20 protein-coding genes, 1 tRNA gene and 6 pseudogenes are annotated in these 25962 nt (G+C 61.1%); 11 read left to right on the top strand and 16 right to left on the bottom strand.

Features of this window, described 5'->3' with window-relative positions:
* Positions 1-72: 72 nt before the first annotated feature.
* From FH041_RS20815 to FH041_RS20795, 5 genes and pseudogenes are all read right to left on the bottom strand, one after another.
* Positions 73-810 carry a molecular chaperone gene (locus FH041_RS20815; RefSeq protein ID WP_053103839.1) on the bottom strand — a complete coding sequence of 246 codons (738 nt, stop codon included), beginning with the start codon at positions 808-810 and terminating at the stop codon, positions 73-75.
* A pseudogene (locus tag FH041_RS20810) lies at positions 800-2148 on the bottom strand (fimbrial protein). Before FH041_RS20810 ends, FH041_RS20815 begins: the two are co-directional and overlap by 11 nt.
* A complete protein-coding gene (locus FH041_RS20805; RefSeq protein ID WP_049695416.1) occupies positions 2145-4733 on the bottom strand; it encodes a fimbria/pilus outer membrane usher protein in 2589 nt (862 codons plus the stop codon). The pseudogene FH041_RS20810 and the gene FH041_RS20805 overlap by 4 nt, the downstream one beginning before the upstream one ends.
* On the bottom strand, positions 4717-5472 hold the full coding sequence (locus FH041_RS20800; protein ID WP_053103838.1) for a molecular chaperone: 756 nt from the start codon (positions 5470-5472) through the stop codon (positions 4717-4719). Before FH041_RS20800 ends, FH041_RS20805 begins: the two co-directional genes overlap by 17 nt.
* 73 nt (positions 5473-5545) lie before the next feature.
* Positions 5546-6091, bottom strand: coding sequence for a fimbrial protein (locus FH041_RS20795; RefSeq protein WP_028688076.1), 546 nt, complete (start codon positions 6089-6091; stop codon positions 5546-5548).
* Between the two features lie 147 nt (positions 6092-6238).
* Between FH041_RS20795 and FH041_RS20790 the strand changes: the two genes are divergently transcribed.
* Complete coding sequence (locus tag FH041_RS20790) at positions 6239-7195, top strand: arsenic resistance protein (RefSeq protein ID WP_140175010.1); 957 nt, start codon at positions 6239-6241, stop codon at positions 7193-7195.
* Between the two features lie 6 nt (positions 7196-7201).
* Here the strand turns inward: FH041_RS20790 and betT are convergent, their stop codons facing one another.
* Complete coding sequence (gene betT, locus FH041_RS20785) at positions 7202-9175, bottom strand: choline BCCT transporter BetT (RefSeq protein ID WP_104926540.1); 1974 nt, start codon at positions 9173-9175, stop codon at positions 7202-7204.
* Positions 9176-9339: 164 nt separating this feature from the next.
* Positions 9340-10224, bottom strand: coding sequence for a homocysteine S-methyltransferase family protein (locus tag FH041_RS20780; RefSeq protein ID WP_027915495.1), 885 nt, complete (start codon positions 10222-10224; stop codon positions 9340-9342).
* Between the two features lie 118 nt (positions 10225-10342).
* Between FH041_RS20780 and FH041_RS20775 the strand changes: the two genes are divergently transcribed.
* Together FH041_RS20775 and FH041_RS20770 are read left to right on the top strand one after the other, a co-directional pair.
* Entirely contained in the window at positions 10343-11164 is an 822-nt protein-coding gene (locus FH041_RS20775) for an ABC transporter substrate-binding protein (protein ID WP_140175008.1), read from the top strand.
* On the top strand, positions 11161-11982 hold the full coding sequence (locus FH041_RS20770) for an amino acid ABC transporter permease (protein ID WP_140175006.1): 822 nt from the start codon (positions 11161-11163) through the stop codon (positions 11980-11982). The genes FH041_RS20775 and FH041_RS20770 overlap by 4 nt, the downstream gene beginning before the upstream one ends.
* Before the next feature lie 74 nt (positions 11983-12056).
* Here FH041_RS20770 and FH041_RS23335 read toward each other — a convergent pair.
* The 3 genes and pseudogenes from FH041_RS23335 to FH041_RS20760 all read right to left on the bottom strand — a co-directional run.
* Positions 12057-12506 (bottom strand): annotated as a pseudogene (locus FH041_RS23335) (methyl-accepting chemotaxis protein); the annotation flags it as partial.
* Between the two features lie 150 nt (positions 12507-12656).
* A pseudogene (locus FH041_RS23330) lies at positions 12657-13295 on the bottom strand (PAS domain-containing protein); the annotation flags it as partial.
* A gap of 176 nt (positions 13296-13471) precedes the next feature.
* The gene (locus tag FH041_RS20760; RefSeq protein WP_049695412.1) at positions 13472-15247 is read right to left on the bottom strand and encodes a sensor domain-containing phosphodiesterase; all 1776 of its coding nucleotides are present in this window, start codon (positions 15245-15247) and stop codon (positions 13472-13474) included.
* 211 nt (positions 15248-15458) lie between these two features.
* Here FH041_RS20760 and FH041_RS20755 point away from each other — a divergent pair, with 211 nt between their 5' ends.
* Positions 15459-17417, top strand: coding sequence for an ATP-binding protein (locus FH041_RS20755; RefSeq protein ID WP_049695411.1), 1959 nt, complete (start codon positions 15459-15461; stop codon positions 17415-17417).
* A gap of 18 nt (positions 17418-17435) precedes the next feature.
* Here the strand turns inward: FH041_RS20755 and FH041_RS20750 are convergent, their stop codons facing one another.
* Positions 17436-17966, bottom strand: coding sequence for an ATPase AAA (locus FH041_RS20750; RefSeq protein ID WP_028688070.1), 531 nt, complete (start codon positions 17964-17966; stop codon positions 17436-17438).
* 451 nt (positions 17967-18417) lie between these two features.
* Between FH041_RS20750 and vapB the strand changes: the two genes are divergently transcribed.
* The 3 genes and pseudogenes from vapB to FH041_RS20735 all read left to right on the top strand — a co-directional run bounded on the left by vapB (position 18418) and on the right by FH041_RS20735 (position 19765).
* Positions 18418-18648: a type II toxin-antitoxin system VapB family antitoxin gene (gene vapB / locus FH041_RS20745; RefSeq protein ID WP_049695410.1), complete on the top strand. Its 231-nt coding sequence runs from the start codon at positions 18418-18420 to the stop codon at positions 18646-18648.
* 6 nt (positions 18649-18654) lie between these two features.
* Positions 18655-18987 (top strand): annotated as a pseudogene (gene vapC / locus FH041_RS20740) (tRNA(fMet)-specific endonuclease VapC); the annotation flags it as partial.
* A 256-nt stretch (positions 18988-19243) separates the two neighbouring features.
* Positions 19244-19765: a cysteine hydrolase family protein gene (locus FH041_RS20735; protein ID WP_049695409.1), complete on the top strand. Its 522-nt coding sequence runs from the start codon at positions 19244-19246 to the stop codon at positions 19763-19765.
* Between the two features lie 77 nt (positions 19766-19842).
* Here FH041_RS20735 and FH041_RS20730 read toward each other — a convergent pair whose 3' ends face one another.
* From FH041_RS20730 to FH041_RS20710, 5 genes and pseudogenes are all read right to left on the bottom strand, one after another.
* A complete protein-coding gene (locus FH041_RS20730; protein WP_049695408.1) occupies positions 19843-20232 on the bottom strand; it encodes a hypothetical protein in 390 nt (129 codons plus the stop codon).
* A pseudogene (locus FH041_RS23140) lies at positions 20225-21624 on the bottom strand (PAAR domain-containing protein). Before FH041_RS23140 ends, FH041_RS20730 begins: the two are co-directional and overlap by 8 nt.
* A 287-nt stretch (positions 21625-21911) precedes the next feature.
* Positions 21912-22085, bottom strand: a pseudogene (locus tag FH041_RS23065) (integrase arm-type DNA-binding domain-containing protein); the annotation flags it as partial.
* A gap of 164 nt (positions 22086-22249) precedes the next feature.
* Positions 22250-22325, bottom strand: a tRNA-Thr gene (locus FH041_RS20715).
* Positions 22326-22395: 70 nt separating this feature from the next.
* Positions 22396-22806 carry a pilin gene (locus FH041_RS20710; RefSeq protein ID WP_027915709.1) on the bottom strand — a complete coding sequence of 137 codons (411 nt, stop codon included), beginning with the start codon at positions 22804-22806 and terminating at the stop codon, positions 22396-22398.
* 213 nt (positions 22807-23019) lie between these two features.
* Between FH041_RS20710 and FH041_RS20705 the strand changes: the two genes are divergently transcribed.
* The 4 genes from FH041_RS20705 to yacG are packed head-to-tail and all read left to right on the top strand — an operon-like array spanning position 23020 to position 25916.
* A complete protein-coding gene (locus FH041_RS20705) occupies positions 23020-24228 on the top strand; it encodes a type II secretion system F family protein (protein WP_049695407.1) in 1209 nt (402 codons plus the stop codon).
* A 1-nt stretch (position 24229) separates the two neighbouring features.
* Positions 24230-25099 (top strand): A24 family peptidase, encoded by an 870-nt coding sequence (locus FH041_RS20700; protein WP_049695406.1) that lies wholly within the window; start codon positions 24230-24232, stop codon positions 25097-25099.
* On the top strand, positions 25096-25719 hold the full coding sequence (coaE, locus tag FH041_RS20695; RefSeq protein WP_027915706.1) for a dephospho-CoA kinase: 624 nt from the start codon (positions 25096-25098) through the stop codon (positions 25717-25719). Before FH041_RS20700 ends, coaE begins: the two co-directional genes overlap by 4 nt.
* The gene (yacG, locus tag FH041_RS20690) at positions 25716-25916 is read left to right on the top strand and encodes a DNA gyrase inhibitor YacG (protein ID WP_027915705.1); all 201 of its coding nucleotides are present in this window, start codon (positions 25716-25718) and stop codon (positions 25914-25916) included. Before coaE ends, yacG begins: the two co-directional genes overlap by 4 nt.
* The last annotated feature ends 46 nt before the right edge of the window (positions 25917-25962 follow it).

The raw sequence follows: 25962 nt of genomic DNA, 5'->3' as shown, positions 1-25962 counted from the left end.
CCAGCCAGCCTAGGGGCGGCACCGACAGACCTGAATAGGACGAATCTCAATCTGGCGAGACGGTATGTGGCCTTACGGGCTGATGGACACCGCGTGCGTGATGGGCCGCTCACCGCGCTGCGCATTACCCTCATCATCCAGCCATGAAAAGCGAAACGTCGCGTCGCTCGGCGCGGTGGCCGGTGCCGTCTGATGCTGCGTACTGAACGGTGCCAGCATGGGCGCATCCAGAATGATCGAACGCTCGCCTTCGCCGATCTGTGCGTGGGAGAGGGAGATGTAGAACGGCGTCGGATTACGCAACTGCACACGGCGACCCTGGACCCTGACAACCAGGTGCGAAGGCGCTAGCTCGGCCTTGTTCGACAGACCCTGGGGCCGGTAGATGACTTTCAGCTGAGTGCGCAGCGTGATCGTCAGACGCGTCGCGCCCTCCTCCAGCACCTCGTTTGGCCGAGGTGGAATCTCGTACACATTAAGCCAGTACAGCGACTCTCGATCCTGGGCAAGCACCTGCCCGGTCGTCACGAGGCGCACGCTTCGCTGCTGTTGGGGTTCAAGCCTGAACATCGGGGGAAGCGGCATGATCGGTGCACTTGCGGTGTCCGGGGTAACAGCCAGATCCCCATTGTCGATCCAGGTCTGGACCACGACCGGATAGGCGTTTTGATTGACCAGCGCCAGTGAGGTTTCGCGCTGGCCCTCATGCACGATGACCCTCGTGCGCTCGGCAGTGACCCCAGCGTTGGCGGGGGTGCTGATCAGCACGGCGACCAGCAGCAGCAGACGCTGCCCGCCGCTATTGAACACGTATCACCACCTGCGCTGTGGCCTCGACCCGGCCGGGCCTTACGGTAGGCATGGTGCCGGTGGAGAGTTTCTCCAGACGCGCTCGGAATGTCTCGGTGTACTGACCGATGCCATTGACGGTACCGGTCAGGTTGGCAGCGCTGCTGATCACCGGGTACCAACCCCGGCCAGCCGCGCCGCTGCCATTGGCAGAATCCTCATTGGCCAGCAAATTGATGGGCGCACCGTCGCGCAGCAACTGTATGCCTACTCCCTGCGCCACACCTGCCTGGCCATAACGGTCCGCCAGCAGGTAGGTAAGGCCGCCCTGGGCATTGACCAAACCCAGGGAAGACGACGCAGCCAGGGCACCGGATGAAACCTTGATGCCAATGGCCGTGCCGTTGGCGCTGGTGCTGTTGACGATGTTGCTCTGGCAGCGAAAGTTGATCTGAAAAGGCATTTCGCGGCGCCCGCCCGCGTTGATCTCGCTCACGCTGATCGAGGGAAACACCACATAGGGGTGACACTGGTGACGCTGCAGGTGGGGTAACGCTTGAGCGTGACCTTGTTGTACAAGCCCAACGCTCCCGGCCAGTTTCCGTACCAGCCACTCCAGTTTCCATAGTGCGTTTGACCCACTGTTGGATAGGCCAGCCCTGGCCCCTTGATGGCGATATAGGCCGCCGCCTGTGCGTAGGCGTAGAGCTGCGATGGGACGGTTTCGCTGTAGTAGTTGTAACTGGGGTCTTTCGGTGCACTGTATAGCTCCGCGCGTACGGCACTGAGGTTCTTGGCCTTGACCAACTGGAAGCCGCGAGAATCGATGTCCAGGCCAGTGAGCCTGCGCTCACGCCAAATGTGGGTGAAAGGCTCGCCGCTTTCGAGATGAAATAGCTTCAACAGCACATTCGGCCAGGCTGTCCTGTAGGCGTCTTGCAAACCAATACTTTGGCCGACGCTGTCACCCCCTTGGTACCAACCGCTGTAGAGGTCATCGCCATTGGTGGACCACATTTCGTAAACCGCATCTTGCCCCGCGCAGCGAAAAAATACGTACTCCGGATTGTAGCCAGCGGTCACACCATACTGCGTGAAGGGCACTACGGAACTCGCAATCAACGTGCCATAGGGTTGAAAGCTTGGATCACTGACGTTGATCACACTCGGTAAGCCCAATGATCCATTGCAGGTATCGCACGCCCCGGCCCAGCTGCCGGCAGTTCCCTCACCAGGCCTGATAGCAGTGTTGGCCGTGGTAGTGGCGCCCCCCACAGAGGTCACTTTATAGCAGGTCGCCCAGGCGTGCTGAACGGTTACGAACATGAAGGCTGCCAATAGCCAGGCCCTGAGCGTCATGTGGGTTCCTCGTTAGGCGTGCATATACTTTTCAGATGAATGAAGCCCTGGCTGTCATGGGCGTTGCTGCTGTTGACGTCGAAGGGCAACAGGCATGCCTGGTCAGGGCCTACGCCCCAGCGAACCTGCAGGTGCCCGCTATCAGCCTCGGCGCGTGCATACACCTGTCCTCCCTGCCCCACCATGCCAATGATGGTGCCCTGCTCATCCAGCACATCGGCGCCCAGCGCGATAGCCCCGCCGCCCGGCAAGCTGGCCTGGATCAACAAGGCATGGCCGATCAACGTCTTGAAATCCACCACCACCGCAGCACCGGCGTAGGGCGCGACCTTTCGCTCCGTTTCGATCAGCTCGGCCTGATCACCCATGCCGCTGGGGTCGAGCCCTACCGGGTTGTAGCGGTAGGGCGACAACGAAGGCACCAGCGCATAGCCATCAGCGTTCACACGAGCCCCCTGCCCGCCCCGGATGGTCGCGCCACCTGCGCCTTTGGCCCGCACCAGCGCGAAGGTGTCGCCCACATAAGGCCCCAAGGTCAGACCGCCTTCATGCAAGACAGCTGCGCCGCGAATGCCGCCATTGATTTGCCGGTAATCGGCGCTTTGCGAGTAGCCACCGTTGAAGGTGGCAACGGCGCTCTGTGCCTGGAGATTGCCAGTCCAGTTCGTCCCGCGTCCGGCGCTGTCACGATTGGCTGCGATTGCGTAGCTCATGTCGCGCTGGGTGCCCAGGGTGCCGTTGATCCCCGTCTGGAGACTGCTGCCCCGGGTATCACCTGAGCGCTGCGTCAGCATCGAGCTGATGCTCGGTGCCCGGGTCGAGTTGCCCAGGGGCATGGAGAACGTCAGCGTCAGGGTGTTGGTGCGATTGCTGGTGTCGCGCTGGTCTGCCAGGTTTGCAAAATCGGGCACGGCACTGGTTACCGTGTTCCGGTACCACGTCGTGCGCTGGCGTGAATAGGCCAGGCTGTAATTGAGTTGCCGCCAGGTGTTGGAGTAACCGAACTGCACCTGCGTATCACGGCTTTTGCCGTCGTAATAGTCGCTGCTCGAGCCAGACAGGTACAGGTTTCCGTACCCCCCTAGCCCTTGGTTGACCAGCAAGGTCAGCTGGTTACGCTGCTTGAAACTGGTCGAGTCCCAACTGTCACCGCGCTCGGAGGCCTGCCGCGCACCTAGCGCATCGGCCAGATCCCGGTACCCTTGGGTTGAGTATCGATAGCCGGCAAGGTTGAGGGTGGTGTTGGTTGGCTGGAAGGTACGGCTGTAGCTAAGCCCCATGCGCCAGCCTTGCTTGCGCTGTTGGTTTTCAACGGTGGCGCTGGAAAACGTGCTGTTGACCCCGAAGGCACCATAGGGCGTTGCCAGTACGCCACCGCCCAGCACGGCGAGGTAATCCTGCGCTACCCGAGCGCCCAGGTTGGCGGAAAGTGCATTGCTAAGGCCCCGTTGATAAGTGGCCTCGGCAAAAGCCCCTTGGTTCGCGCCCGTCTGGCGTACCTCACCGAGCGTGGTGCTGTAGCGAGAGATACCCGGACGGATGGAGTCGGGCACCGCCGCATAGGGGACAGTGAAGCGCGTGACGCTGCCGTCGGCCTCGATTACCTGCACGTCCAAGTCACCGTTGTAGGCCGTACCGTACAGATCGTCGATGACAAAGGGACCCGCCGCCACTGTGGTTTCATGCACCTTGCGGCCGTTCTGGCTGATTACCACGCGCGCGTTGCTCACCGCCGTGCCGCGCACTTGTGGGGCATATTGACGCTGAGAGTCGGGCAGCATGCGATCGTCGCTGGCCAGGCGCACGCCTCGAAAGCCGATGCTACCGAACAGGTTGCCCTCGGTAAAACTGTCACCGACCGTCAGTTCGCTCTGCCAAGGGGCAATGGCACGCTGGGCATAGGTGCGAATGCTGTTCCAGCGGCTGACCGCGGCGCCGCCGAAGCTTGAGTAGCTGTAGTTGGACTGATGCCGCAAACGCCAGAGCCCAACGTTCACCCCCGTGTTCAGGCCCAGGTAACCGTAATTGGCCGCCTCGCTTGCTGAGGCTTCGTAGCGCGAGTTGTACAGGCTTGCGTCGTAGTTGACGACGCCCATCGTACCGCCTGCGTCCCAGTCCTGCGGATCGACGTAGCCGCGCGGCTTGATGTCGAGCAATGCCTGGGGCACGGAGAGGTCCAGGCGCAAGCGGGCTGAGTCATATTGGAACGTTGACCCTGGTAGCCGCGTGCTCAGCGCCAGGCACTTGCCCGCGTCGGCGGTAGGGGTTTCAAGCTTGCGGGCGTTCATGTGTTGATGCAAAAACCGTTCGGAAAAACAAGGTTCGACAGCATCGTCTTGCAGTCGAAAACTCACTTCGCTTCGGTTCACGTAGTGCGTGTTCACGTACACATCGACCAGGTAAGTACCCGGGTCGATCTGCTGCACCCGATTGAAGCGCTCCAGGCTGCCACCGGCCAGCCCCGAGCCCAGCAACAGGCTGTCGTCGAAACGGTAGTCGCCTTCGCCGTGGGCGAGCCGGGCCATCATCCAGGCAATGCTGCCCAGCAGGACCGAGGTGCGCCGCACATTAGCGCTGCAAGGCATGAGTGATGCCCACACGTGCACCATAGTCGTTGATCAACTGCGCCGTGAGCTGCGGCGCTGTACCTGTGAGCGCTCCGGTAGCCTCTGGCGTCCAGTGCACCGAGCCGTAGGGCGGCACCATGGCAGCATGGAGTTTCACCTGTCTGTTGCCGACTGTGATCGTCGCAGCCCCGAACGAGGCATAGAAGCCCGTCGGATTATCGACGAGCACTTGCCAGCTGGCGCCGTTTTCGACCAGGCTGAAACGTAATTTTTCAGGCAACTGCTCGACCGCGCCTGCGATGCCAGCAGGCCGGTAGAACAGCTTCAGGCGATTGCGCAGGATCAGCAGCATCTGGCTTCTGTCGGCCTGTGCAGCGTTGCGCGGGGGGATCTGGAGCACGTTCAGATAGAACACCGACTCCCGGTCCTGGGGGAGCGCGGCGCCGGTATATATGAGCCTCAGGGATTGTCCGCTGCCCGGAGCCACGCGTGACACGGCCGGATTGACCATGAACGGAGCTTTGGCGGTTTCAGGTGTGGAGGCGGGGTCATCGACGTCCACCCAGGCCTGCACAACATTGGCAAAGGGGTCCTGGTTGGTGAGCTGCAGGGTTTTTTCCTTCGCATTTCCGGGATAAATGACCCGCGTCCCCGTCACTACCACGCTGGCCTGGACGAGGGTGGCGCCCGTCATGCCGAGCACGAAGGCAAGCGCAATGGCGACCAGCCTGAACCGGCCCACTGGCAAAGTTCTCATGCAGATACCTCGAAGGCCTGCCGCTCTGGATACGAGCCCCATGGCGGCAGTCGGAAAAAGTGGCGTGCGCCAATCACTCGTAACGCAGGGTGTAAGTAACGGCTCCAAGGACAGGGCCTGCCGTAACGGTGGCGGCCTCGGACACGTAACGCACGGCATAATCGTGGCTTGTGGAGGTCTGGCCGGAACTCAGGATGATTTGTCCGGCGGTGACGGCTGCACCACCTGCCAGGTCCACCGGGCTGCCGCCGGGTGCGTCGAGCAACTGCAATGCAACGCCGGTCGCGCCATTGGTGGCGGTGTTGGTCAGGTTGCCCAGCGATGTCGGGTTGGTAGCCTGGAACAGCGTGGTGAATTGCTCGTTGGCGTCGGTCGGCGCGGCGCAGCCGGTCAGGCGCAGGGTGAATTGGGTTTCCCCGGTGTTTTTGCCGATGCTGCCGTTCAGCGCACTGGCTGGCACGCTTTGCATGACAACGGTTGGCTCGGTGTTGCCATCGACGACAGCCGAGCAGGTCTGGTCGGTGACCTCGCCGCTGAACGTGATGGTGTTGGCCGCGTTTGCCAGGCCAGGCACGGCCAGGGTTGCAGCTGCAGCAAAAGCGATAGCGCGAATATTCATTACAGCGTCCTGTGGTTGTTATGTGGGCTGCGCATAGAATGCAGCCCTGGCGCTGTTGGATAACTCAGACGAGTCTTAAAACGGCCACACGCGCTCGATTGCCGCATCCCCCTGCAGCGCTGCGCCTTTTTCCAAGCAGGTACGCTCTTGACCAAAGACCAACTCGAAACCCGTCAGACACCGGTGTATTTCGCCACCGTGCTGGCAGCCATCGCCTTCGGCCTTGTAGCCGATACCACTAGCGCTGTTCTGGAAGCACTGATCACACCAGCCATCGCCGTGCTGATGTACGCCATGTTCCTGCAAATCCCCTTTCTGCACCTGCGCGCAAGCCTGGCCAATCGGCGGTTCATGACGGCCTTGCTCCTGGCCAATTTTGTGCTGGTGCCCGTCCTGGCTTGGGCGTTGACCCGTGGGCTGACAGGCCACCCGGCCTTGCTCATCGGCGCCCTGCTGGTCCTGCTGGCACCCTGCATCGACTACGTGGTGGTGTTCACGCACATGGGCAAGGGCGATGCACGGCTCATGCTGGCCGCAACACCCGTGCTGTTGCTGCTGCAACTGGTGCTTCTGCCGCTTTACCTGACGCTCATGATCGAAGACGACTATGCGATAAGCCTGACGGTCGGGCCTTTCGTGCAGGCGTTCTTGCTGATGATCGCCGTGCCATTGGCCTTGGCGGTGCTGACCAGTGCGCACGTGGCCAAAACAGAGCGGATCAGTCGCTGGAACGACGCCTGGGCGTGGATGCCCGTGCCGGCGATGGCCCTCGTGCTGTTCGTGGTGATCGCCTCGCAGATCGGCATGGTATTGCACAGGCTGGACCAATTGCTGCCGGTGGTGCCGGTGTACCTGGGCTTTGCGCTTTTGGCACCGGTCATTGGCTGGGCGACGGCAAGGTTGATGGGCTTGCCTGTACAACAAAAGCGCGCCGTGATGTTCAGTGCTTCGACGCGCAATTCGTTGGTAGTGTTGCCGTTGGCGCTCGCCTTGCCAGAGCAGATACGAACGCTGGCAGCAGCGGCGGTGATCACGCAGACATTGGTCGAGCTGATCTGCGAGTTGGTGTACGTGCGGGCGATTCCACTGATCGCCCGCACGTAGGCGGCTTCAGCTGACCACGTGCAGGTAGTGCAGGTGGCGCTCGTACTGGTCGAGGATGTCGCCGATCACATCCTCACGGCTCCAGCCCATGACGTCGTAGTCCTGCCCGCCTTCGCGCAGGTACACCTCTGCACGGAAGTACTTGCGGGCATCGCTGTTGTCATCGGCATCGCGCATGACGAAGCTTGGTGTATTGAAGGCGCGAGGGCGAACCTCGTACTTGAAGCGGCCCTCACCAGCATGGGAAAGCTCAAGCGCGATGCGGCCGTCTTCGCGCTCATCTACCGTCACCTCGTAGCCTTGTTTGCGCAGCTCCTGTGCCACTTCCTCGCACGCGGGCTTGACCACTTCCCCGATAAAGCGGGTGACATGGGCCCTGCGCGGCATCATCGCGATGTTGCGCAACCTACGCTGCCAGCCGCCGTGGTTTTGACGGCCCTGCCGCTGGCCCGGCAACGCCTGAGTTCGCAGACCACGCCGTGTGGCGTCCAGCCCCAGTGCCTTGAACAGCCCCCAGATGGAAAACAGCAGGATGATCGCGAACGGCAAGGCGCTGGCGATGGTGGCAGCCTGCAAGGCCTTCAAACCGTTGGCCAACAGCAGGGCAATGGCCACTGCACCCATGCTGACCGACCAGAACACACGTTGCCAGAGCGGCGAATGTCCCCTGCCGGACGAAGCCAGCATGTCCACCACCAAGGCGCCCGAGTCGGCTGACGTGACGAAGAACACGACGACCATCAGCACGGCCAGCATCGAAATGGCCGTAGACCAGGGGAAGTGCTCGAGAAATGCGAACAAGGCCAACGAGCTGTCCTGGTCGACCACCGTGGCCAAGTCTTTGATACCGCCGTGCAGAATCATGTGAATGGCCGAATCGCCAAATACGGTCATCCACAGCAAGGTAAAGCCTGCCGGTACGAACAACACGCCACAGACGAACTCGCGAATGGTGCGGCCACGGGAGATACGTGCAATGAACAACCCGACGAAGGGCGACCAGGAGAGCCACCAGCCCCAGTAGAGCAAGGTCCAGCCACCAATCCAGTCAGTGGGTTCATAAGCGAACAGGTTGAACGTCTTGTTGACGATATCGGACAGGTACGCACCTGTGTTTTGCACATAGGCCTGGAGCAGGAAGACCGTAGGCCCGACTGCCAGGACGAAGAGCATCAGCACTACAGCAAGGCCCAGGTTGAGCTCCGAAAGGATCCGGATGCCCTTGTCCAGGCCGCTGGCCACCGACAGCGTGGCCAGCGCACAGGTGACGGCGATCAGGATGACCTGGATCGTGGTGCTGATGGGGAGGCCGAACAGCTGGTGCAGGCCGCTGTTGATCTGCAGCACACCGTAACCGAGTGAGGTCGCCACGCCAAAGACGGTGCCCAGGATGGCGAAGATATCTACCGCATGACCAATGGGCCCGTAGATACGTTCCCCGATCAGGGGGTACAGCGCCGAGCGCAGCGTAAGCGGTAACCCGTTGCGAAAACTGAAGTAGGCCAGGATCAGCGCCACGATGGCGTAGATCGCCCAGGCATGCAGGCCCCAGTGGAAGAACGTGATGTTCATCGCTTCGCGGGCCGCAGCCACCGTATTGGGGTCACCCACAGGCGGGTTGATGAAGTGCATCACAGGTTCGGCCACGCCGAAGAACATCAGGCCGATGCCCATGCCCGCCGAGAACAGCATGGCGAACCAGCTCTTGTTGGGGTAATCGGGCTCGCTGTGGTCCGGGCCCAGCTTGATATCGCCGTAGCGGCTGACGGCCAGGAAGACGACGCTGATCAGCACCAGCGCGACGGTAAGAATGTAGAACCAGGCCGCATTGGTGACGATCCATTGCTGAACATGCTCGAAGACGCTTTGGGCATGCTCCTGGAAAAGCGTGGCGTATAAAACCAGTAACAGCACCAGTACCGCACTGGTGAAAAAGACAGGTGGGTTGATGGTGCTCCTGCGTTGTTGTTCTTCAGGCATAGGCATTGCTCCTTCTGACGTTCAGCGCTGCGCTCCATGGTTGGGCAGTCAGAACACGACTGCCCGTGGCGCATGATGAATGGAAGATGCTGAAACCTTACCGTCAGTTCCAGCGTTTCCCAAACTTAAACGCTTCGTTTGCCTTGCAGATGCTCTGGAACCCGTCAGCCGAGGCTTAATTTGAGCTCGGCAATGTGCTCGGGGCCAATGCCGCAGCAGCCACCTACCAGGCTGGCGCCGCGTGCGCGCCAGTCCTTGGCCCAGGCCAGGTAGCCCGGTGGGTCCAGGTCTTCGCGCAGTTCGTCCAGCCCGTCGTTGGCGGTGGCTTCCTTGGGCTGGGGCGGGAAGGCATTGGCATAGGCACCGATGGCGACTTCTCCACCCTGCTGATCGATGACCGAACGGGCGACATCGATGGCCGCGCCGATCACTTCTGGCTGGCTGCAGTTGAACAGCACCGCTGCCGCGCCGAGCTCGATCACCGCTTGCACCGCCTCGGCCACCGGCTCACCGGAGCGCAGGCGCGGCACCGTATCGACGTCTTCGTCCTGCAAGGTGAAGGACACCCAGAACGGGCGGCCGTCTTCGGGCAGGTGGGCACGTATGGCGCGCACTTCAGCGATCGCGCTCTGGGTTTCGGCAAGCCACAGGTCAACGTGTGGCGCCAGGCCCTCTAGCAGCGGCCGCAGGACTTCCTCGACGCGCTCAGGCTGGAACAGGTCGGGACGATAGGACCCGAACAACGGCGGCAGCGAACCGGCCACCCTCACCGGGTGCGGGCCGGTGTCGGCCGCGTGGCGGGCCAGTTGACCGGCGACATTGGCCAACTGCCGGCCCTCTTCGGCAAAGCGCGCTTCACCAATGTGGAAGGGGACGACCGCATAGCTGTTACTGGTGATGACCTGGGCACCTGCGGCAATGAACGCCGCGTGCACCCCCACCACCGCTTCCGGGGCCTCGGTCAACGCCAGTGCAGACCACTCTGGCTGGCGGAACGGCGCACCGCTGCGCTGCAGTTCGCGGCCCATGCCACCGTCGAGAATCACCATCGCTCGCTCTTTCATATAACTACTCTGAAGGTGCTTATGAATAAAATTCATTATGTGGGTTGGATATATAACTATTTAATACCCTAATACTCATTTGGCCAACACTTCAGGTATGAACATGCGTTTTTCCACATTGCTCGGTGCAGGCCTTGCGCTGCTTGCGACCGCCACTCAGGCTTTTGCCGGCGCCACGCTGGAGCGGGTCGAATCACGCAAGGAACTGGTCAATGTGCTGATGGAGAGCTATCCCCCGTTCTCGTTCCTCAATGACCAGAACCAGCTCGACGGCTTTGACGTGGATGTTGCCAAGGCGGTGGCGGATAAACTGGGCGTGAAGCTGCGCCTGGAGACCCCTTCCTGGGATGTAATCGCCGCCGGTCGCTGGAGTGGGCGCTACGACATCTGCATCTGCTCGATGACCCCCAGCAAGGCCCGCGCCCAGGTGTTCGACTTCCCGGTGGAGTACTACGCCTCCCCGGCCGCCATCGTGGTCAATGCCAAGGATGAGCGCATCCACGGTGCAAAGGACCTGAACGGGCGCAAGGTCGGCCTGACCAGCGCGTCGAGCTATGAAAGCTACCTGAACAAGAACCTGGTCATCGAGGGTGACGAAGAACGCGCCCTCGACTACCCCTTCGATTTCGTGCAGATCGCCCCGTATGACACCGACAATGTGGCGTTCCAGGACCTTGGGCTGGGCGCGGGCGTGCGCCTGGATGCGATCCTGACCAACCTTGTCACGGCCAAGCCGCGCCTGGACCAGGACAAACGCTTCAAGCTCGCCGGTGCGCCGCTGTATGAAGAACCCAACTCGGTCGCCATCGAGAAGGGCGACCCGGAGTGGGATGCCAAAGTTCGCCAGGTGTTCGCCGAACTCAAGGCGGACGGCACCCTGAGCAAGCTCTCGCAGAAGTGGATCGGCGCCGATATCAGCAAATGAGCACCTTTACGCCCTCCCCCAAGCCCGTGGCCAATACCACGGGCACACGCCTGCTGGGTTTTCGCACACGGTTGATGCTCACCTGGCTGGTGATGTTCGCCCTGTTCGTCGGGTTCTTCCTGAGCTTCGACCTCAAGTTCTCGATCATCCTGGAGAAGTTTCCTAACCTGGCCGGTTTCAAACTGGGACCCAATGGTTTTCTGCAGGGCGCAGCGCTGACGCTGTTCCTGTGCATGTGCTCGATGGTGGCGTCGGTGGCGCTGGGCTTTGCCGCCGCGCTGGCACGCTTGTCCGGCAGCGCGGTGCTGGTGGGTGTTGCCAGTTTCTACACGTCTTTTTTCCGTGGTACACCGCTGCTGATCCAGATTCTGCTCATTTACCTGGGGTTGCCCCAGATAGGCCTGGTGCCCGGCGCGATCAGTGCCGGTATCATCGCCCTGTCGCTGAACTACGGCGCCTATCTCAGTGAGATCTTTCGCGCAGGCATTTTGGGTGTTGCCCAAGGCCAACGCGAAGCGGCGCTGGCGCTGGGCATGCGCCCGCCGCAGATTTTTTGCCACATCGTACTGCCGCAGGCCATGCGGGTGATCATCCCGCCAACCGCCAACCAGTTCATCTCCATGCTCAAGGATTCGTCGTTGATCTCGGTGATGGGGGTGTGGGAAATCATGTTCCTGGCCCAGTCCTACGGACGGTCGAGCTACCGCTACCTGGAAATGCTGACCACCGCTGCCGTGATCTACTGGGTGCTGTCGATCGCGCTGGAGCTGGTGCAGGCGCGCCTTGAGCGGCACTACGGCAAAGCCTATCAGCGCTGAGGGTACGTAGCGCCTGCCCCGCCACTGCGCAGGGGCGGGCGTAGCAATCAATCGCCAGTCAGGCGCCGATGGGGCTAACGTCCCGCCTCTGCCACCAGTTTCGAGGAAAACTGGCCCACGGCAGTGACCACCTCCTGCGCACCTGATTGTATTTCCGTGATCACGGTACCTGCCTGCTGGGCCAGGCTCAGGCCCAGCTCAGCCTGCTTCCTGCTCTCGCCCATGCTGTGTACTGCCTCCTCCACCAAGGCGTTATTCTTCTGCACCACCTCGACGATTTCCTGGGTCGCGGCACTGGTTCGGCCGGCCAACTTGCGCACCTCGTCCGCCACCACGGCAAAGCCCCGCCCTTGGTCACCTGCACGCGCAGCTTCGATGGCCGCGTTCAGGGCCAACAAGTTGGTCTGTTGGGCGATGCCGCCGATGGTCGACACGATGGACGTGATCAGGTGCGACTGATGCCCCAGCGCCTCGACGCCGCTGGATACGTTCGAGACCTGCTCGACGATGCGGTTCATGGTTTCTACCGTGTCCCTGACCGCCTCAGCGCCGCGCTGGGCGGAGCTGTCGGTCTTCATGGAGATCTCGTAGGCAACGTCCGCCGCTGAGCTGACCTGTTTCTCGCTTTCGACCTGAGCGGTGATATCCACCGCAAATTTCACGACCTTGTACAGCCGCCCCCGGGTATCGCGCACGGGGTTGTAGGAAGCTTCGAGCCACAGCTCGCGGCCGCCCTTGTCGAACCGCTGAAAACGTTCGGCGACGAAGCGACCATCGTTGAGGCTGGCCCACAGTCGCTGATAGTCCGGCGACTTCGTGTAGGCCGGATCGCAGAAAATGCTGTGGTGCTTGCCGACGATTTCCGGGAGCGTGTAGTTCACCGTATTCAGGAAGTTCTGGTTGGCGGTGAGTATGGTGCCGTCCAGCCCGAACTCGATCACCGCCGTGGAGCGGGAAAGCGCCTTGATCAACTCGTCGTTTTCCCGGGCCTTGTCGATGGCAGCGGTGACCTCGGTGCCGTAAGCCGTCATGTGGGTCACCTCGCCGCTGGGGGTCTTGACCGGGCACCACGCCGCGCGCATCCAGACCAGGCGCCCATCGGCCGCGATGTAGCGGTAGTCGTCGCTCACCCCAGTGCCCTGGCTCATCGCGGTCTGAAAATCCTCGTAGCATGGCAAGTCCCTTACATAGTCAGGCGTGAGCGTGCCCATCGATGTACCGACAAGCTTCGAAGCGTCGATACCCACGAAGCTGGAAAACCGCGGATTGACGGCCGTGATCAGCAGGTCACGGTCCACGGTGATTTCAAGCATCTCGTCGGACCTGCTCTGCTGCGCGGCCCTGAGCCCATGAAGCTCCCGTTTGAGTGCCTCGACCTCATCCCTAAGCGCTTTGTTGAACATGGCGATCCTCGTCATTGCGGATGACAACTGTTGGGAATGAACAGGCGCTGTCAGGCAGCGCCCACCGAGTGCTGCTTCACACAACGTCAGGCTTGCCGCGGCTGACACAACCATGTCGCCAGGTCATCTGCCGAGAGGGGCCTTGCGTAATAATAGCCTTGCCCTTGATCACAGCCCCATCCCCGTAGCACATGATGGTGCAGGTCCGTCTCCACGCCCTCGGCCACTACCGTCAGGCGCAGGTCACGCAGCAGGCTGACCAACCCGCGCACGATGTGCCAGTCGTTACCGCCTGGCTGCAGTTCGGCCAGCAGAGAGCGATCGAGCTTCACGCTGGTGGCGGGGATTTTGCGCAGGTAGATCCAGTTACTGTAGCCGCTGCCAAAATCGTCGATGCCAATCGAGATACCCAGGGCGCGGAAGCGCTGGAGCTGTTCCTGGACGGCATCGAAATCGGCCACCAGGGCGCTTTCGGTGAACTCAAGCTCCAGCAGGCTCGGGTGGACCTGGTGTCGGGCCAGCGCTCGGGTCACATCTTCGTACAACTGGCCATCACCCAGGTCGAGGGCCGAGATGTTCAGCGAGACCTGCAACACCACGTTGCTGGCCTGCCACTGGGCGATCTGACGACATACCTGCTCCACGACCCAGCGCGTGATGCCGCGGATGGAAGCGGTGGTTTCTGCCAGCGGAATGAACTCGGCCGGGCTGATCACGCCCAGTTGCGGGTGCGTCCAGCGCAAGAGCGCTTCGACCGCCACGCAGCGGTTGCTGCCAAGGTCGATCCTGGGCTGGTAGGCCAGGCTCAACTGGTCCGGTGCCAGCAGTGCGGCTTCCAGGGCGTTGAGTATGGCGGTGTTGCGACGCAGGTTCGCGTCCACCACCGGGTCGTACGCCAACCAGCGTTGCTCGCTCTTACGAGCGGTGTCGGTCATGCTGGCCATCAGCCGCAGGATGTCCGACGAGGCGCTGGCGTCCACACCCAGCGTCAGGACGCTGATGCCAACATCCGGCGTAACCGGTATGTGACCGCTGCGCAGCGGCCCACTGAGCGAAGCCACCAGCGTCTGAAGCCAACCGGCGAGAAAGCGGGTATCGCACGCATCGATGACCGTCATGAAGCCCAGGGTGCTGGCCCGATAAAGGCGGCAACCGGGCACAAGTGCCGTGAGCAGCACTTCTTTGACTGCCAGCATGAAATCGGTAAAGAACTCGATGCCCAGCGCCTTGAACAGCCGGTCCATACCCGCAGCCGACACCGGCTCGATGAAAACAGCCACCTGCCCGGCCGTCACGGCACCTTCCTTGAAGTCCGTCTCGAAGCGCCGCCGATTGGGCAGCCCGGTCATCGGATCGTAGAAGTTCTGCCGGTGGATCGATTGCAGCCGGGCCACCACCACGTTGGCGGCGTTGGTCAGCAGGTTACGGTCGCGCTCCGACAAGGCTTCGCGCGTGGCATGGTCGATGATGCACAGCCCACCCAGGCTGACGCCTGGCCGAACGATCAGCGGCGCGCCGGCGTAATAGCGAATGTGGGGGGCCGATTGCACAAGGGGATTATCCACCGTGCGGGGATCCTGCAGCGTGTCGCAGATCTCCAGCAGCGTTTCCTGGCGCAGGCCGTGGGCGCAGATGGACATTTCGCGCGGCGTGCGGTCGTCGGCCATGCCGATCTTGGCCTTGAATACCTGGTAATCGCGGTCGACGATGCTGACCAGCGCGGTCGGGACGTCGAAGTGCGCACAGAGCATGTTGACGACGCCGTTGAGCACCGGATCCTCTCCATTTGCCAGGTCCGATGTAAGGCGGTCCACTTCAACCAGGCGCAAGCGCTCGTCTCGAAGGGTCGTCAAGTTGTCCATGAAAACTCCGGTCGCGGTAACAGCAAATTCTAGCCCATAAGGCACATTGCCAGCTTAGCTGTGATCGGTTTCTCTCGACAATTGAGCGCCCCCACCGGTGGTCGGCCAAAAAATCTATTGGACGCCTGCGGTCAGCTAGCCTAAAAGGCTGTCAGCCGCGCTTGGCACGGCAGATTGCATAGATGATGCTCAGCCTGTTACGGAGTCAGCCTTGGCCTGGTTCAAAGAAAGGATTACCGCCATCCTGCAACGCCTGCGACGTGCCAAGCCGAGCACGGCCAGCCGCTACGTGGGCGCCGCGTTGATCATCGCTGCGTGCTCCCTGGCGCGCGCGCAGATGTCGCCTGCCGCGCTCCCGTACCTGTTTTTCATTCCTGGCCTGATGCTGATCGGGTTCTGGTTCGGCGCAGGCCCGTCACTGCTGGGCTGCATCATGGCGGTGCTGATCGCCCAGTATTTCTTCATCGGACCGCTGGGTTTCGATGCGGACTGGACCACATGGGCCAACAGCCTGAGTTTTGGCGTGGTGACCTTCGCCATGGCAGTGGTGTGTGCTTCGCTCAGGCGTAACCTGAGCGCCGTGGAACGGCTCAATGAAACGCTCGAGCAGCAAGTGCAACACCGAACGGGTGAGCGCGACAGCCTGTGGAACGTGTCCCCCGACCTGATCTGCACGTTGTCCGAAAACGGTCAGGTGCTGTCGGTGAACCCGGCATGGCAGGTAGAAACGGGCTTCACTGAAGAGCAACTCAAGGCTGGGACGTTCTACAGTTTCATCTCCCCCGCGCAATTGGCGAACGCGTTACGTGAGCTCAACCACAAGCCCATCGTCGAGCTCGACACCCAGAGCGTGCGCAGCGATGGCCAACCCTTGCTGCTCAACTGGCGCATAGCCAGGTTCGAGGGCCGTTACTTCGCCGTGGCGCGGGACGTCACCCAGTACCGCGAGCGGCAGCAGGCGTTCGAGCAGGTCAGCCAGCAACTGCAGCAAAGCCAGAAGATGGAAGCGCTCGGCCAGCTCACCGGCGGCCTGGCCCATGACTTCAACAACCTGCTGACCGTGATCACCGGCACTCAGGACATGATCGAACAACGCCTGGCGCAAGGCCGGCACGACGAGCTGGGTCGTTACCTGTCGTTGGCCAGAACTGCCACTCGCAAAGCCAGCACCCTCACCCACCGCCTGCTGACCTTCGCCAGACGACAACCGCTGGCCAGCGCCACGGTCGATGTGGTGCTGCTGGTGGACGACATGAAAGAGCTGCTGGCCAGAACCCTTACACCCAAGATCGAGTTTCAGCTCAGCCCGCATCCGTCGCCAGCCTTGTGCTATTGCGATCCCCATCAACTGGAAAATGCGCTGCTGAACCTGTGCATCAACGCACGTGACGCCATGCCCCAAGGGGGCCGCTTGCAGGTGCGGGTCAGCAAGGTGACGAGCGGCACGGCTGAGTTGGAGCAGCTTGGGCTACGCGCTGGCGAATACATTCAGGTGAGCGTCACCGATACGGGTCTGGGGATGCCGGCCAGCATTGCCGAGCGGGCCTTCGAACCGTTCTTCACCACCAAGCCGCTGGGGTCGGGCACGGGTCTGGGGCTGTCGATGGTCAGGGACTTCGCTCGCCAGGCGGGCGGCACCGCAGTGATCGAGTCGGTGATGGGCAGCGGCACCACAGTCAGCCTGCTGCTGCCCGTCCACCTTGAGTCCGTTTCGTCCAGTGTCACAGCGATCACGCACGCCACCCTGGCGGCCCGCACCGACCACCGCGGCAGTGCACTGGTGATCGAAGACGAGGGCGCGATCCGGGAGCTGGTCGGCGAAGCCTTGCAGGAGCTGGGTTTCGACGTAATCGAAGTCACTCATCCTGCCGATGCGCTGCACCTGATCGAACAGTGCCAGGACCTGCAGCTTGTGGTAACCGACCTGGTCCTGCCCGGCGGCTTGACGGGAGACAACATCGCCCAAGGGGTGCAGGCGCTCGTGCCAGCGGTGCGGGTGCTGTTCATTTCTGGGTTGATCGAGGCGCCGGCCAGCCTTGCCGAGCAGCAGCCGCATACGCGCTTGCTGCCCAAGCCCTTCACGCTCGGCCAGTTCAAGGCGTGTGTCGAAGGGATGCTCGCTGACCCGCAGGATGCGCCCCCATTGCGGGACCAGGCCACACGACGCTAGCGCCATGGTCGACGCGCGCTACATGCCAGGGGACGGCGAATCGAGCGATGCCAGAAACTGACGCGTCTGCCGGTTGGAGCGCAGGTGCACTACCTGACACCCGGGAGGCGCCGTCGCCATCAGGTGCTTGATCTTGTCCTGTGAAGAATGCCGCGTGGACCAGATGAACCGGATGAAGCCAGGCAAGTTGCGTAGCGACTCGGGGCATTCATCTGGCAAGTCCGGACGTGTGCGGCCCAACTGGGTCAAGGTCCTGACCAGGACACGCCACAGTCGGACCGTCAGGGAACGGTCAATCCAGATAAACAGGTCGGCCCTGGCAAGACGGTTCTCCCAGGTTGCCGAATGCCCGCCCTCGAATATCCACCGCTCGCGCGCCTCCACTTCATGGCACAGGCGGGTCTTTTCGTCCCGACTGCGCTCGACCCAGCCGGGTAGCCAGTGAATGGTGTCGATATGCACGACCGGCAAGCCGGTTCGCTCGCCCAGCTGGCGAGCAAGCGTACTTTTGCCGGCGCCTGGCTGACCAACGATCATGACGCGTTTCATTGGGGGCTCCTTTTCAGCCCGCCATTTTGAACGTCAGGTCAGTGTTGTAAAGCCGCGTTGCGCTGGCAGGCAATGGATGGAACGGTTCAGAGCCGGGACGCACCGTCGAGTGCATGCAGGCCAACGCCAGCACATGCTGAATACGGGTAAGCCATCCGGCTCCTGATGGAGCTCGGATGGCTTGAAGCGCCCACGGCGCGGCATGCTACCCCGCCGAGCACTAGGCCCAGCGCTTTGCCAGGGTACGGTGCGTACCTCCCACGGAACTGAACCGGTGCGCTGCGACGGGGCGCAGTATGATCAAAACTTGTGCTGTGGAGAACGCGAGCGAGGATAGGCCGTGAGCGGTGGTTGATCCTTCGACGCTTGGGAATGATGGGTAGGTATCTGCCATATCCCTTACTCACGTTATCATCCCATATGACTTCTTCCCCATGTTCTGGAGGTAAGTATGGAACAAGGTGCCGTTTTTTTGAGTAATCGTAGCCAAGCTATAAGACTGCCCAAAGCTGCAGCATTTTCGGAAGACGTCAAGCGCGTTGACGTCGTCGCGATTGGGCGCACACGCATCATCACACCTGCCGGGGAAGCATGGGATAGCTGGTTCAACGACTTAGCCCCTACAGAAGATTTCATGGCAGAGCGTGATCAGTCGGCTGATCAAGAGCGCGAGCGTTTTTGATGCTCAGCCTTCAAGCGGCATCATGACCAGATGTGCATAAGCACCGTCACCTTGATGGAGTTGATCTATGGTGCTGAGAAATCCTCGAATCCCGAGCGTAATCTAGCAGCGGTTGAAGACCTGGCAGCGCGCTTGGAAGTTCTTACATATGATAGAAACGCTGCCGCCCACACTGGACAGCTCCGTGCTGAATTGGCACGTTTGGGCACGCCTATTGGCCCTTTCGATCAAATGATCGCTGGTCACGCTCGCTCACAAGGTCTGATTATTGTCACTAATAACCGTCGTGAGTTTGAGCGAGTACCTGGACTGCGGAGCGAAGACTGGGTTATCCGATAATGATCGATGACCGTGGCAAGGATCTCATGGGGCAGTGATGCTGAATCCGACCACACTTGTCAGCGCAGCGCCGTGTTGCTAGTGTCGGGCAATGATCATCTACCATTCGACCACCGCAACCACCACCACGACCGCCCATGGCGGAGCGTGCGAGGTGTCGTGAGCAGATAGCGAACAGACTTCAAAGGCCCGCCAGCGATGGACAGGGCCTTTTTTGTGCCCTTGCCTCAATGGCCTCATGCAAGGAAACGCACGAATGTACGCGCTATTGATTCTGGATGTTCAAGTTGGGTTGGTGCATGGCCAGGAAAAGCCCTGGCGTTGCGAAGCATTGTTGGCAACCGTCAACGAACTGATGGACAAGGCGCGCAATGCTGGCGCGCCGATCTTTCTCGCCCGTCATGTAGGCCCCGCTGGCTCGCCGATTGCGCCTGACAGTGTGTTGACGCAACCTGCGCCGGAACTGAGGCTTGCGGGTGGCGAGGTGGTGTTCGAGAAGCACCGGCCCAATGCGTTTACACGGACGGCGCTCGCTGAGGATTTGCGGGCACTCGGGGTGACTGGGGTGGTGATTGGCGGTATGAAGACTCAGTACTGTGTGGACAGTACCTGCAGGGCTGCTCGGGATCTCGGGTTCGAAGCGGTGCTGGTTGCGGATGGACACAGTTGTACGGATACAGCGCAGATGCGGGCTGAGCAGATTGTTGCGCATCATAATGCGACGCTTGAGGGGGCGTTTTGTGAGGTGGTGTTAGGACGAGATTGGACTTTCAAGTGATTGGTACGGTGATGCCTGCTTAGGCGGAGGTTAAAAATCGCATTGCGCGAGAGCGACGACCGCCGTGGCATCAACGTTCATGCCTTGATGAATGCGTAGGTCACCCACATCCAAGCGAAGCCGAAGGCCGTCAGCCACGAGGATATTTGTAGAGCCAACTTAATTTTTGCAGGAAAGTTTTCGAATTCTTCAATGTCCAGATGCCCCCTGCGCATGTGTATGCCAGGCCAAATGAGTATTCCACAAAGAAATGTTATCAGCAGCCACCGAGCGCGAAAGCGCCGCGTGCCCAAAAACAGTTTCATCTGTTCCAGACCGGGATGACTTTGAATAGCCGAGGTTGCAACAGTGAAATTTCGTGTACACGCGATGAATGCACTGATTGCACAACCGGCCAACCCGATCACGAACGGACACGCCAGCATTATCCACTTCAGCCACACGGGCCAATTCTCGAACTCAGTCATAATGTGATTCGTAGATCAGCTCGCCCACTTGCTCACCGCCCTGCGCACCGGCGATGCTCCCAGCTAAAGACCCTCCCCCGACCAGCGCAATGCCACACACCGGAGCTCCGAGACCCGCGGTCCCCGCAGAGAACACCCCACATACAGCGAGCGCAGTGATCCCAGCAATCTTGCCACCCGCGGTGCCTCCCACTAGCCCCCCAGTGAAAGCTCCTGCCTCAGACAAACGAATTTTTTTGCAGGCCTTTGTTTCCCCTGCACGGCAGGCCTCCTGGACTTTCAGATAGGACGATGTCCCACCTAAGCCAATTCCGACATACCCCCCATACCTGAGGTACTTACTAAGTTTTGCCACTTTGTCCAAGTATGTGGCATACCCAGGAATATGCCCTGGCCCACCGGCTTTCGACCAATGATGCACAAGGCTCTTGGTGGAAATATTCAAGCTTTTCTTGAGCTTCTCGTAAGCCCCTAGATTCAGATGTTTATTAAGAAAAGTCGCCTTCAGCTGACCATTTAGCTGCTCCAATAACAGTCGTCGCTCGGCGAAAAACGATGGGCTATTCAGATGGCCATGGCGCAGAAATTCTTGCTGATGCAAACGCTCGATATTGCCAAGTGTGCTGCGAAGCTGCCGGAGGCCGTGATCCATCATGTCCTTGCCCACACCCATGGCGAGACTGGCGTCACTAAGCAGTCCGGCAATTTCAGCCTGATGCTCCATCATGAAATCTGACTCGGCAAAATCGAGTACAGCCAAGGAACGTCGCGCGTGCTAAGCGGCTGCCATGAGTTGGCCCTCCTCCTGGGTGCAGGCATAACCGTTAGCCGGATCGCCGATGACGAAGATTTCCCCTGCCTTGAACCCCTGCTCGAAAGTCGGGTTCAGGCGTTGAAGGTACGAAATGGGTAAGGTCGAATCATGGGTAGCCAGCTCCAACAGAATCTGTGGGAACGACATGCTCCGGGGCACCACATAGAATCCCGGCTGCATTTGCCCAGGCAATCCGCCAACCCTGGCGGGCGAGGCCCCTGCTAAAGCGCTAGAGCTCCCAGGGCCAGCGGGCTCGACGCTAATGCGTACGGCAACCGGTAGCCGCGGCGGGGGCATTTCCCCTAAAGGCGCCACCACCCGGTTGCTACCCTCTGGGCAACCGCAATCAACTAACGCCCCATCCATCGCGACTGGCTGGCCATCCGAGATGAAGTGCCAAACCCCTTCGACGACCTTTCCTTCCAGCCCGCACAGTGGACGAGGTGTGGTGGGATCCCCCAGCCTCAGGACTATTCGCCCCTTGTCGAGGTAATCTTCCCCGGTGGCGATGCAATTGCACCTGTGGTGGTCATATCACCATCTATTGCTTGGCCAAGCCCATCCAGACTGACGCGCATTTAGAGTCCCTTGCGAATTGTAGGATCGAGAGAACCTAACAGCTAAGAAGGGGCAAATGAGGCCTCAAGCAGCTAACGAGACGATTCCTACGAGTAACGCGGATTTAGGACTAGGGCACGACTTGGCGGTTTGGGAGCTACGCACAGCAGAAAAACCCGCATGAGGCGGGCTCCTATTGATACCAGCTAGCGAGACATCGCTATAGGTCAAGTGATACTGGGGCGGAAACAGAAGAACGGTTGTTGGACGTGAGCGCCCAGTTTTCGCGGGGCTGGCATCTTGCAGCGATCAGCGTGCCCTCCTTGCCGCTGGGTTTGAAATACCGCAGCCGCCAAGTCTTCAAGCCACTGGGCGCGACTCACAGGTAGATACGCCCGTCGTCGAACAGTTTGTATGCACGATCACGCGGTTTGGCCGTACAGCACTTTAGGTCGCTGAGCGGAATGGCTAGGCGTGGCATAGGGGTACGTTCTCCATTCAGGAAAGACGCTGTACCCCAAAAATACCCCCGTTTATTGGGGATTTTGTTGGTTCCCGACGGAGGGTCGTGGGAACGAACAACCGGCCAGAAGGCCGGTTTAGAGGGCTTCCGAAGCATTCAGCGGAATGCAGTGGAGCTGGATGTGGTGCCGGAGACAGGAATCGAACCTGCGACCTTCGCGTTACGAGTGCGCTGCTCTACCGACTGAGCTACACCGGCGTGTAGCGCAACGTACCACTGCTGCACCTGTTACGCAAACCCCTGTTTCCACTCGTTTATTCCGCCACCATTACGGCGCGGCGCAGCCTTTGGGTGCGAGGTCGGTTTCGATGTCGGTGGTGCAGGCCCAACCGGTCGCTGAACGGGTCAGGGTCAGGGCCTTGCCCAACACGGTTGCGGGGGCGTCGACCAGGGTGCAGACGATACGGCCGCTGGCATCTGTGGCCTTGCCGGTGGCGGTGATCGCGCAGTGGGCGGTGCTGGGCTGGCCGCCGAGGCTGGCGACGTCGGTGACGTCGCGGCCTTCGTTCAGGCGCAGGTCCATCGCGGTTTTCAGGGCGCTGATTTCCAGCAGGCCGGCGGCGGCCTTGGAGCGGGCTTGGTGGTTGGTGTACATCGGTAAGGCGATGGTCGCCAGAATGCCGATGATCGCGACGACGATCATCAGTTCGATCAGGGTGATGCCGCGTTGCCCTTTCATGAACAATTTCCTTTTCGATACGCAGACTCAGTGAGGTCAGGCTTGCCTCGACCGGCAGCGGCGCAGTAGGCCTGAACAGACACCTTTTGTCACCCCTGCCCGCTTGGGCTTTGCCCTCGCTGCACTACTCTAGTGACCATCGGAAAGGCGCGCCTTTCCAGGGACGGGGCAAGCTGTTTCCAGGCTTGTCGCAGGGACGAAAAGGACATGTGAATGACGTCATCTACGCATCTCTACACCTGGCAGGGGACGGACGCCAGCGGCGCGCACGTCAGCGGCAAGACCACGGGGCGCAGCCCGGCCTATGTACAGGCTGCGCTGATTCGCCAGGGCATCACGGTGGCGCGGGTACGGCCGGCAGGTGGGCTGGTACTGAGCTGGCCGCGTTGGCAGGCCAGGCCGGACACTGCGGGCTTCAGTCGGCAGTTGGCGACCTTGCTGCGAGCGGGGGTGCCTTTGTTGCAGGCGTTCGAAGTGATGAGCCGTAGCGGCTCCCCCGAGGGGCAGGTGGCGGTGCTGCTGGCGCTGAAAAAAGACCTGGGCGCAGGGTTGGGGCTGGCGGATGCCTTGCAGCGCCATCCTCACTGGTTCGATAGGTTGTACTGCAACCTGGTGCGGGTAGGTGAGCAGTCGGGGACGCTGGATCGGCAGCTCGAACAGTTGGCGTGCATGCTGGAGCAGCGGCGCACCCTTGAGAAGAAAGTCCGAAAGGCGATGGCCTATCCCATTCTGCTGTTCCTTACAGGGTTGGGAGTTTCGACCATCCTGTTGCTGGAAGTGATTCCGCAGTTCGAGTCGATGTTCGCTGGCATGGGTACGGCATTGCCCGCCCTCACCCAGTGGGTGATAGACCTGTCTGCGGGGTTCGGGCAGGTGGCGCCCTGGATGGCGCTTGTGGGGGTGCTGCTGGGCGTCGGTGGGCGCCAGCGGTATCGCCAGCATGCACCAACACGCCTATGGTGCGCACAGCAACTGCTGAGAATGCCGGTGTTCGGGGCGCTATTGGGGCAGGCCGCGCTGGCACGGTTCGCCCGCAGCCTGGCGACCAGTTATGCGGCTGGGGTACCGTTGCTGGACGCGCTGGGCACAGTGGCCAGCGCGTGCGGTAGTGAGCTTCACGAGCAGGCGGTGATGCGGTTGCGGCAGGCAATGGAAAACGGTCGGGCGCTCAATCAGGCGATGGCCGAGGAACGCGTGTTTCCTCCCTTGCTGGTGCAAATGACGGCGATCGGCGAGGCCAGCGGGACCTTGGACCAGATGTTGGACAAGGCTGCGAGCCACTATGAGGACCAGGTCAGCCAGGCTTTGGACCAGCTGGCCAGTCTGCTGGAGCCGGCCATCGTGCTGGTGATGGGGGTGCTGGTCGGTGGACTGGTGGTGGCGATGTATCTGCCGATTTTCCAACTGGGTAGCCTGATCTGATATGACGGTATGGACACTGCAGGGCATGGAACCTGCGCACTTCATCGCCTGGGCCGCGCTGCTCGGTCTGCTGGCAGGCAGCTTCATCAATGTCGTGGCGTATCGTTTGCCGATCATGCTCAAGCGGCAATGGCGACGCACTGCGCAAGAGGTGCTGAAGTTACCTTTGAGTACGTCTGCGCGGTTCGATCTATGGTTGCCCGGCTCGCATTGCCCTCTGTGCAAGCACGTCATCCGTGCGTGGCAGAACATCCCTGTGCTCAGTTACCTGGCACTCAATGGCCGTTGCCGGGGGTGCAAGGGCCAAATCAGCATGCGCTATCCGTTGGTCGAGGTGGCCTGTACGGTGTTGTCGGTGGCGATTGCCTGGCGCTTCGGCCCGTCGGAGCAAGCGCTCTACGCGCTGCTGCTGACCTGGTGCCTGCTGACGCTGAGTCTGATCGATGCGGATCACCAGCTGTTGCCCGACGTACTGGTGCTGCCGGCAGTGTGGCTGGGGCTGATCGTCAATGCTGGCGATGGGTTCGCGCCACTTGGCGATGCGCTATGGGGTGCCGTGCTGGGTTATCTGAGCCTGTGGGCCGTCTACTGGACATTCAAGCTGCTGACCGGCAAGGAAGGCCTTGGGTACGGTGACTTCAAGTTGATGGCGCTCATCGGTGCCTGGGGTGGCTGGCAGGCATTGCCGCTAACCCTTTTGCTGTCCTCGGTGGCAGGCGCATTCATAGGGCTGTGCCTGATCGCGTTGCGTCGGCATGCCATGGGGGCGGCAATGCCCTTTGGGCCTTATCTGGCCATTGCAGGGTGGATTGCCGTGCTCTGGGATGATGAAATATCCCCCTCCTACATGCAACTGCTTGGATCCCAATGACCACAGCGGCCACAACACCCTGGATTCTGGGCCTTACCGGCGGCATCGGCAGCGGCAAGAGCGCCGCAGCCGAGCGCTTTGTCGAGCTTGGCGTGCACCTGGTCGATGCCGACCAGGCGGCGCGCTGGGTGGTCGAGCCCGGACGCCCGGCTCTGGCGAGCATCGTCGAGCACTTCGGCCCTGCCGTGCTGCAGGCCGATGGGCAGCTTGACCGTGCCGCGCTGCGCCAGTTGATCTTCACCGACCCGGCGCAGCGCAAATGGCTGGAGCAATTGCTGCACCCGCTGATCGGCCAGGAGATTTTCAGTTACCTGGCCAAAGGGCAATCGCCCTATGCGGTGTATGTCTCGCCCCTGCTGATCGAGTCGGGGCAGTATCGAAAAACTCAGCGCGTACTGGTCATCGACGTACCGCAAACACTGCAGGTAGCACGCACCCTTGCCCGCGACCACACCAGCGCCGAACAGGTGCAGGCCATTCTTCAGGCCCAGCTGCCGCGTGAAGAACGCCTGCACCATGCCGATGACGTGGTGGTCAATGACGGCGACCTGGGCCATTTGCATGCGCAGATCGACCGATTGCACAACTTTTACCTGACTTTACGAGGAGGCCAGCCATGAGCCAGCCATTGACCGTCGATTGCCCGACCTGCGGCGCACCTGTGGAATGGAACGATAAGAACACCTTCCGGCCGTTCTGCTCCGACCGTTGCAAACTGATCGACCTGGGCGCCTGGGCGTCCGAGGAGCACAAGATTCCCGGGGCCGAGGACTCGGAAGACGAATTGTATTCGGGGGATCTAGAGCCTCGTCACTGATTCTTTGGAGAAACACACCCCGTAGACGCTGTGCAGGGGGGCATGG

The organism is Pseudomonas sp. SWI7, from assembly GCF_006351945.1.
Taxonomy (GTDB): Bacteria; Pseudomonadota; Gammaproteobacteria; order Pseudomonadales; family Pseudomonadaceae; genus Aquipseudomonas; species Aquipseudomonas fulva.
This window is presented reverse-complemented; position numbering and strand designations above follow the sequence as displayed.

What these genes read in the sequence shown, in the direction of transcription:
- FH041_RS20700 (WP_049695406.1), top strand. Translation starts at nt 24,230, where the DNA reads ATGACGGTATGGACACTGCAGGGCATGGAACCTGCGCACTTCATCGCC.
- FH041_RS20770 (WP_140175006.1), top strand. Translation starts at nt 11,161, where the DNA reads ATGAGCACCTTTACGCCCTCCCCCAAGCCCGTGGCCAATACCACGGGC.
- coaE (WP_027915706.1), top strand. Translation starts at nt 25,096, where the DNA reads ATGACCACAGCGGCCACAACACCCTGGATTCTGGGCCTTACCGGCGGC.
- FH041_RS20760 (WP_049695412.1), bottom strand. Translation starts at nt 15,247, where the DNA reads ATGGACAACTTGACGACCCTTCGAGACGAGCGCTTGCGCCTGGTTGAA.
- FH041_RS20735 (WP_049695409.1), top strand. Translation starts at nt 19,244, where the DNA reads ATGTACGCGCTATTGATTCTGGATGTTCAAGTTGGGTTGGTGCATGGC.
- betT (WP_104926540.1), bottom strand. Translation starts at nt 9,175, where the DNA reads ATGCCTGAAGAACAACAACGCAGGAGCACCATCAACCCACCTGTCTTT.
- FH041_RS20780 (WP_027915495.1), bottom strand. Translation starts at nt 10,224, where the DNA reads ATGGTGATTCTCGACGGTGGCATGGGCCGCGAACTGCAGCGCAGCGGT.
- FH041_RS20730 (WP_049695408.1), bottom strand. Translation starts at nt 20,232, where the DNA reads ATGACTGAGTTCGAGAATTGGCCCGTGTGGCTGAAGTGGATAATGCTG.
- vapB (WP_049695410.1), top strand. Translation starts at nt 18,418, where the DNA reads ATGGAACAAGGTGCCGTTTTTTTGAGTAATCGTAGCCAAGCTATAAGA.
- FH041_RS20805 (WP_049695416.1), bottom strand. Translation starts at nt 4,733, where the DNA reads ATGCCTTGCAGCGCTAATGTGCGGCGCACCTCGGTCCTGCTGGGCAGC.
- FH041_RS20795 (WP_028688076.1), bottom strand. Translation starts at nt 6,091, where the DNA reads ATGAATATTCGCGCTATCGCTTTTGCTGCAGCTGCAACCCTGGCCGTG.
- yacG (WP_027915705.1), top strand. Translation starts at nt 25,716, where the DNA reads ATGAGCCAGCCATTGACCGTCGATTGCCCGACCTGCGGCGCACCTGTG.
- FH041_RS20800 (WP_053103838.1), bottom strand. Translation starts at nt 5,472, where the DNA reads ATGAGAACTTTGCCAGTGGGCCGGTTCAGGCTGGTCGCCATTGCGCTT.
- FH041_RS20710 (WP_027915709.1), bottom strand. Translation starts at nt 22,806, where the DNA reads ATGAAAGGGCAACGCGGCATCACCCTGATCGAACTGATGATCGTCGTC.
- FH041_RS20705 (WP_049695407.1), top strand. Translation starts at nt 23,020, where the DNA reads ATGACGTCATCTACGCATCTCTACACCTGGCAGGGGACGGACGCCAGC.
- FH041_RS20750 (WP_028688070.1), bottom strand. Translation starts at nt 17,966, where the DNA reads ATGAAACGCGTCATGATCGTTGGTCAGCCAGGCGCCGGCAAAAGTACG.
- FH041_RS20775 (WP_140175008.1), top strand. Translation starts at nt 10,343, where the DNA reads ATGCGTTTTTCCACATTGCTCGGTGCAGGCCTTGCGCTGCTTGCGACC.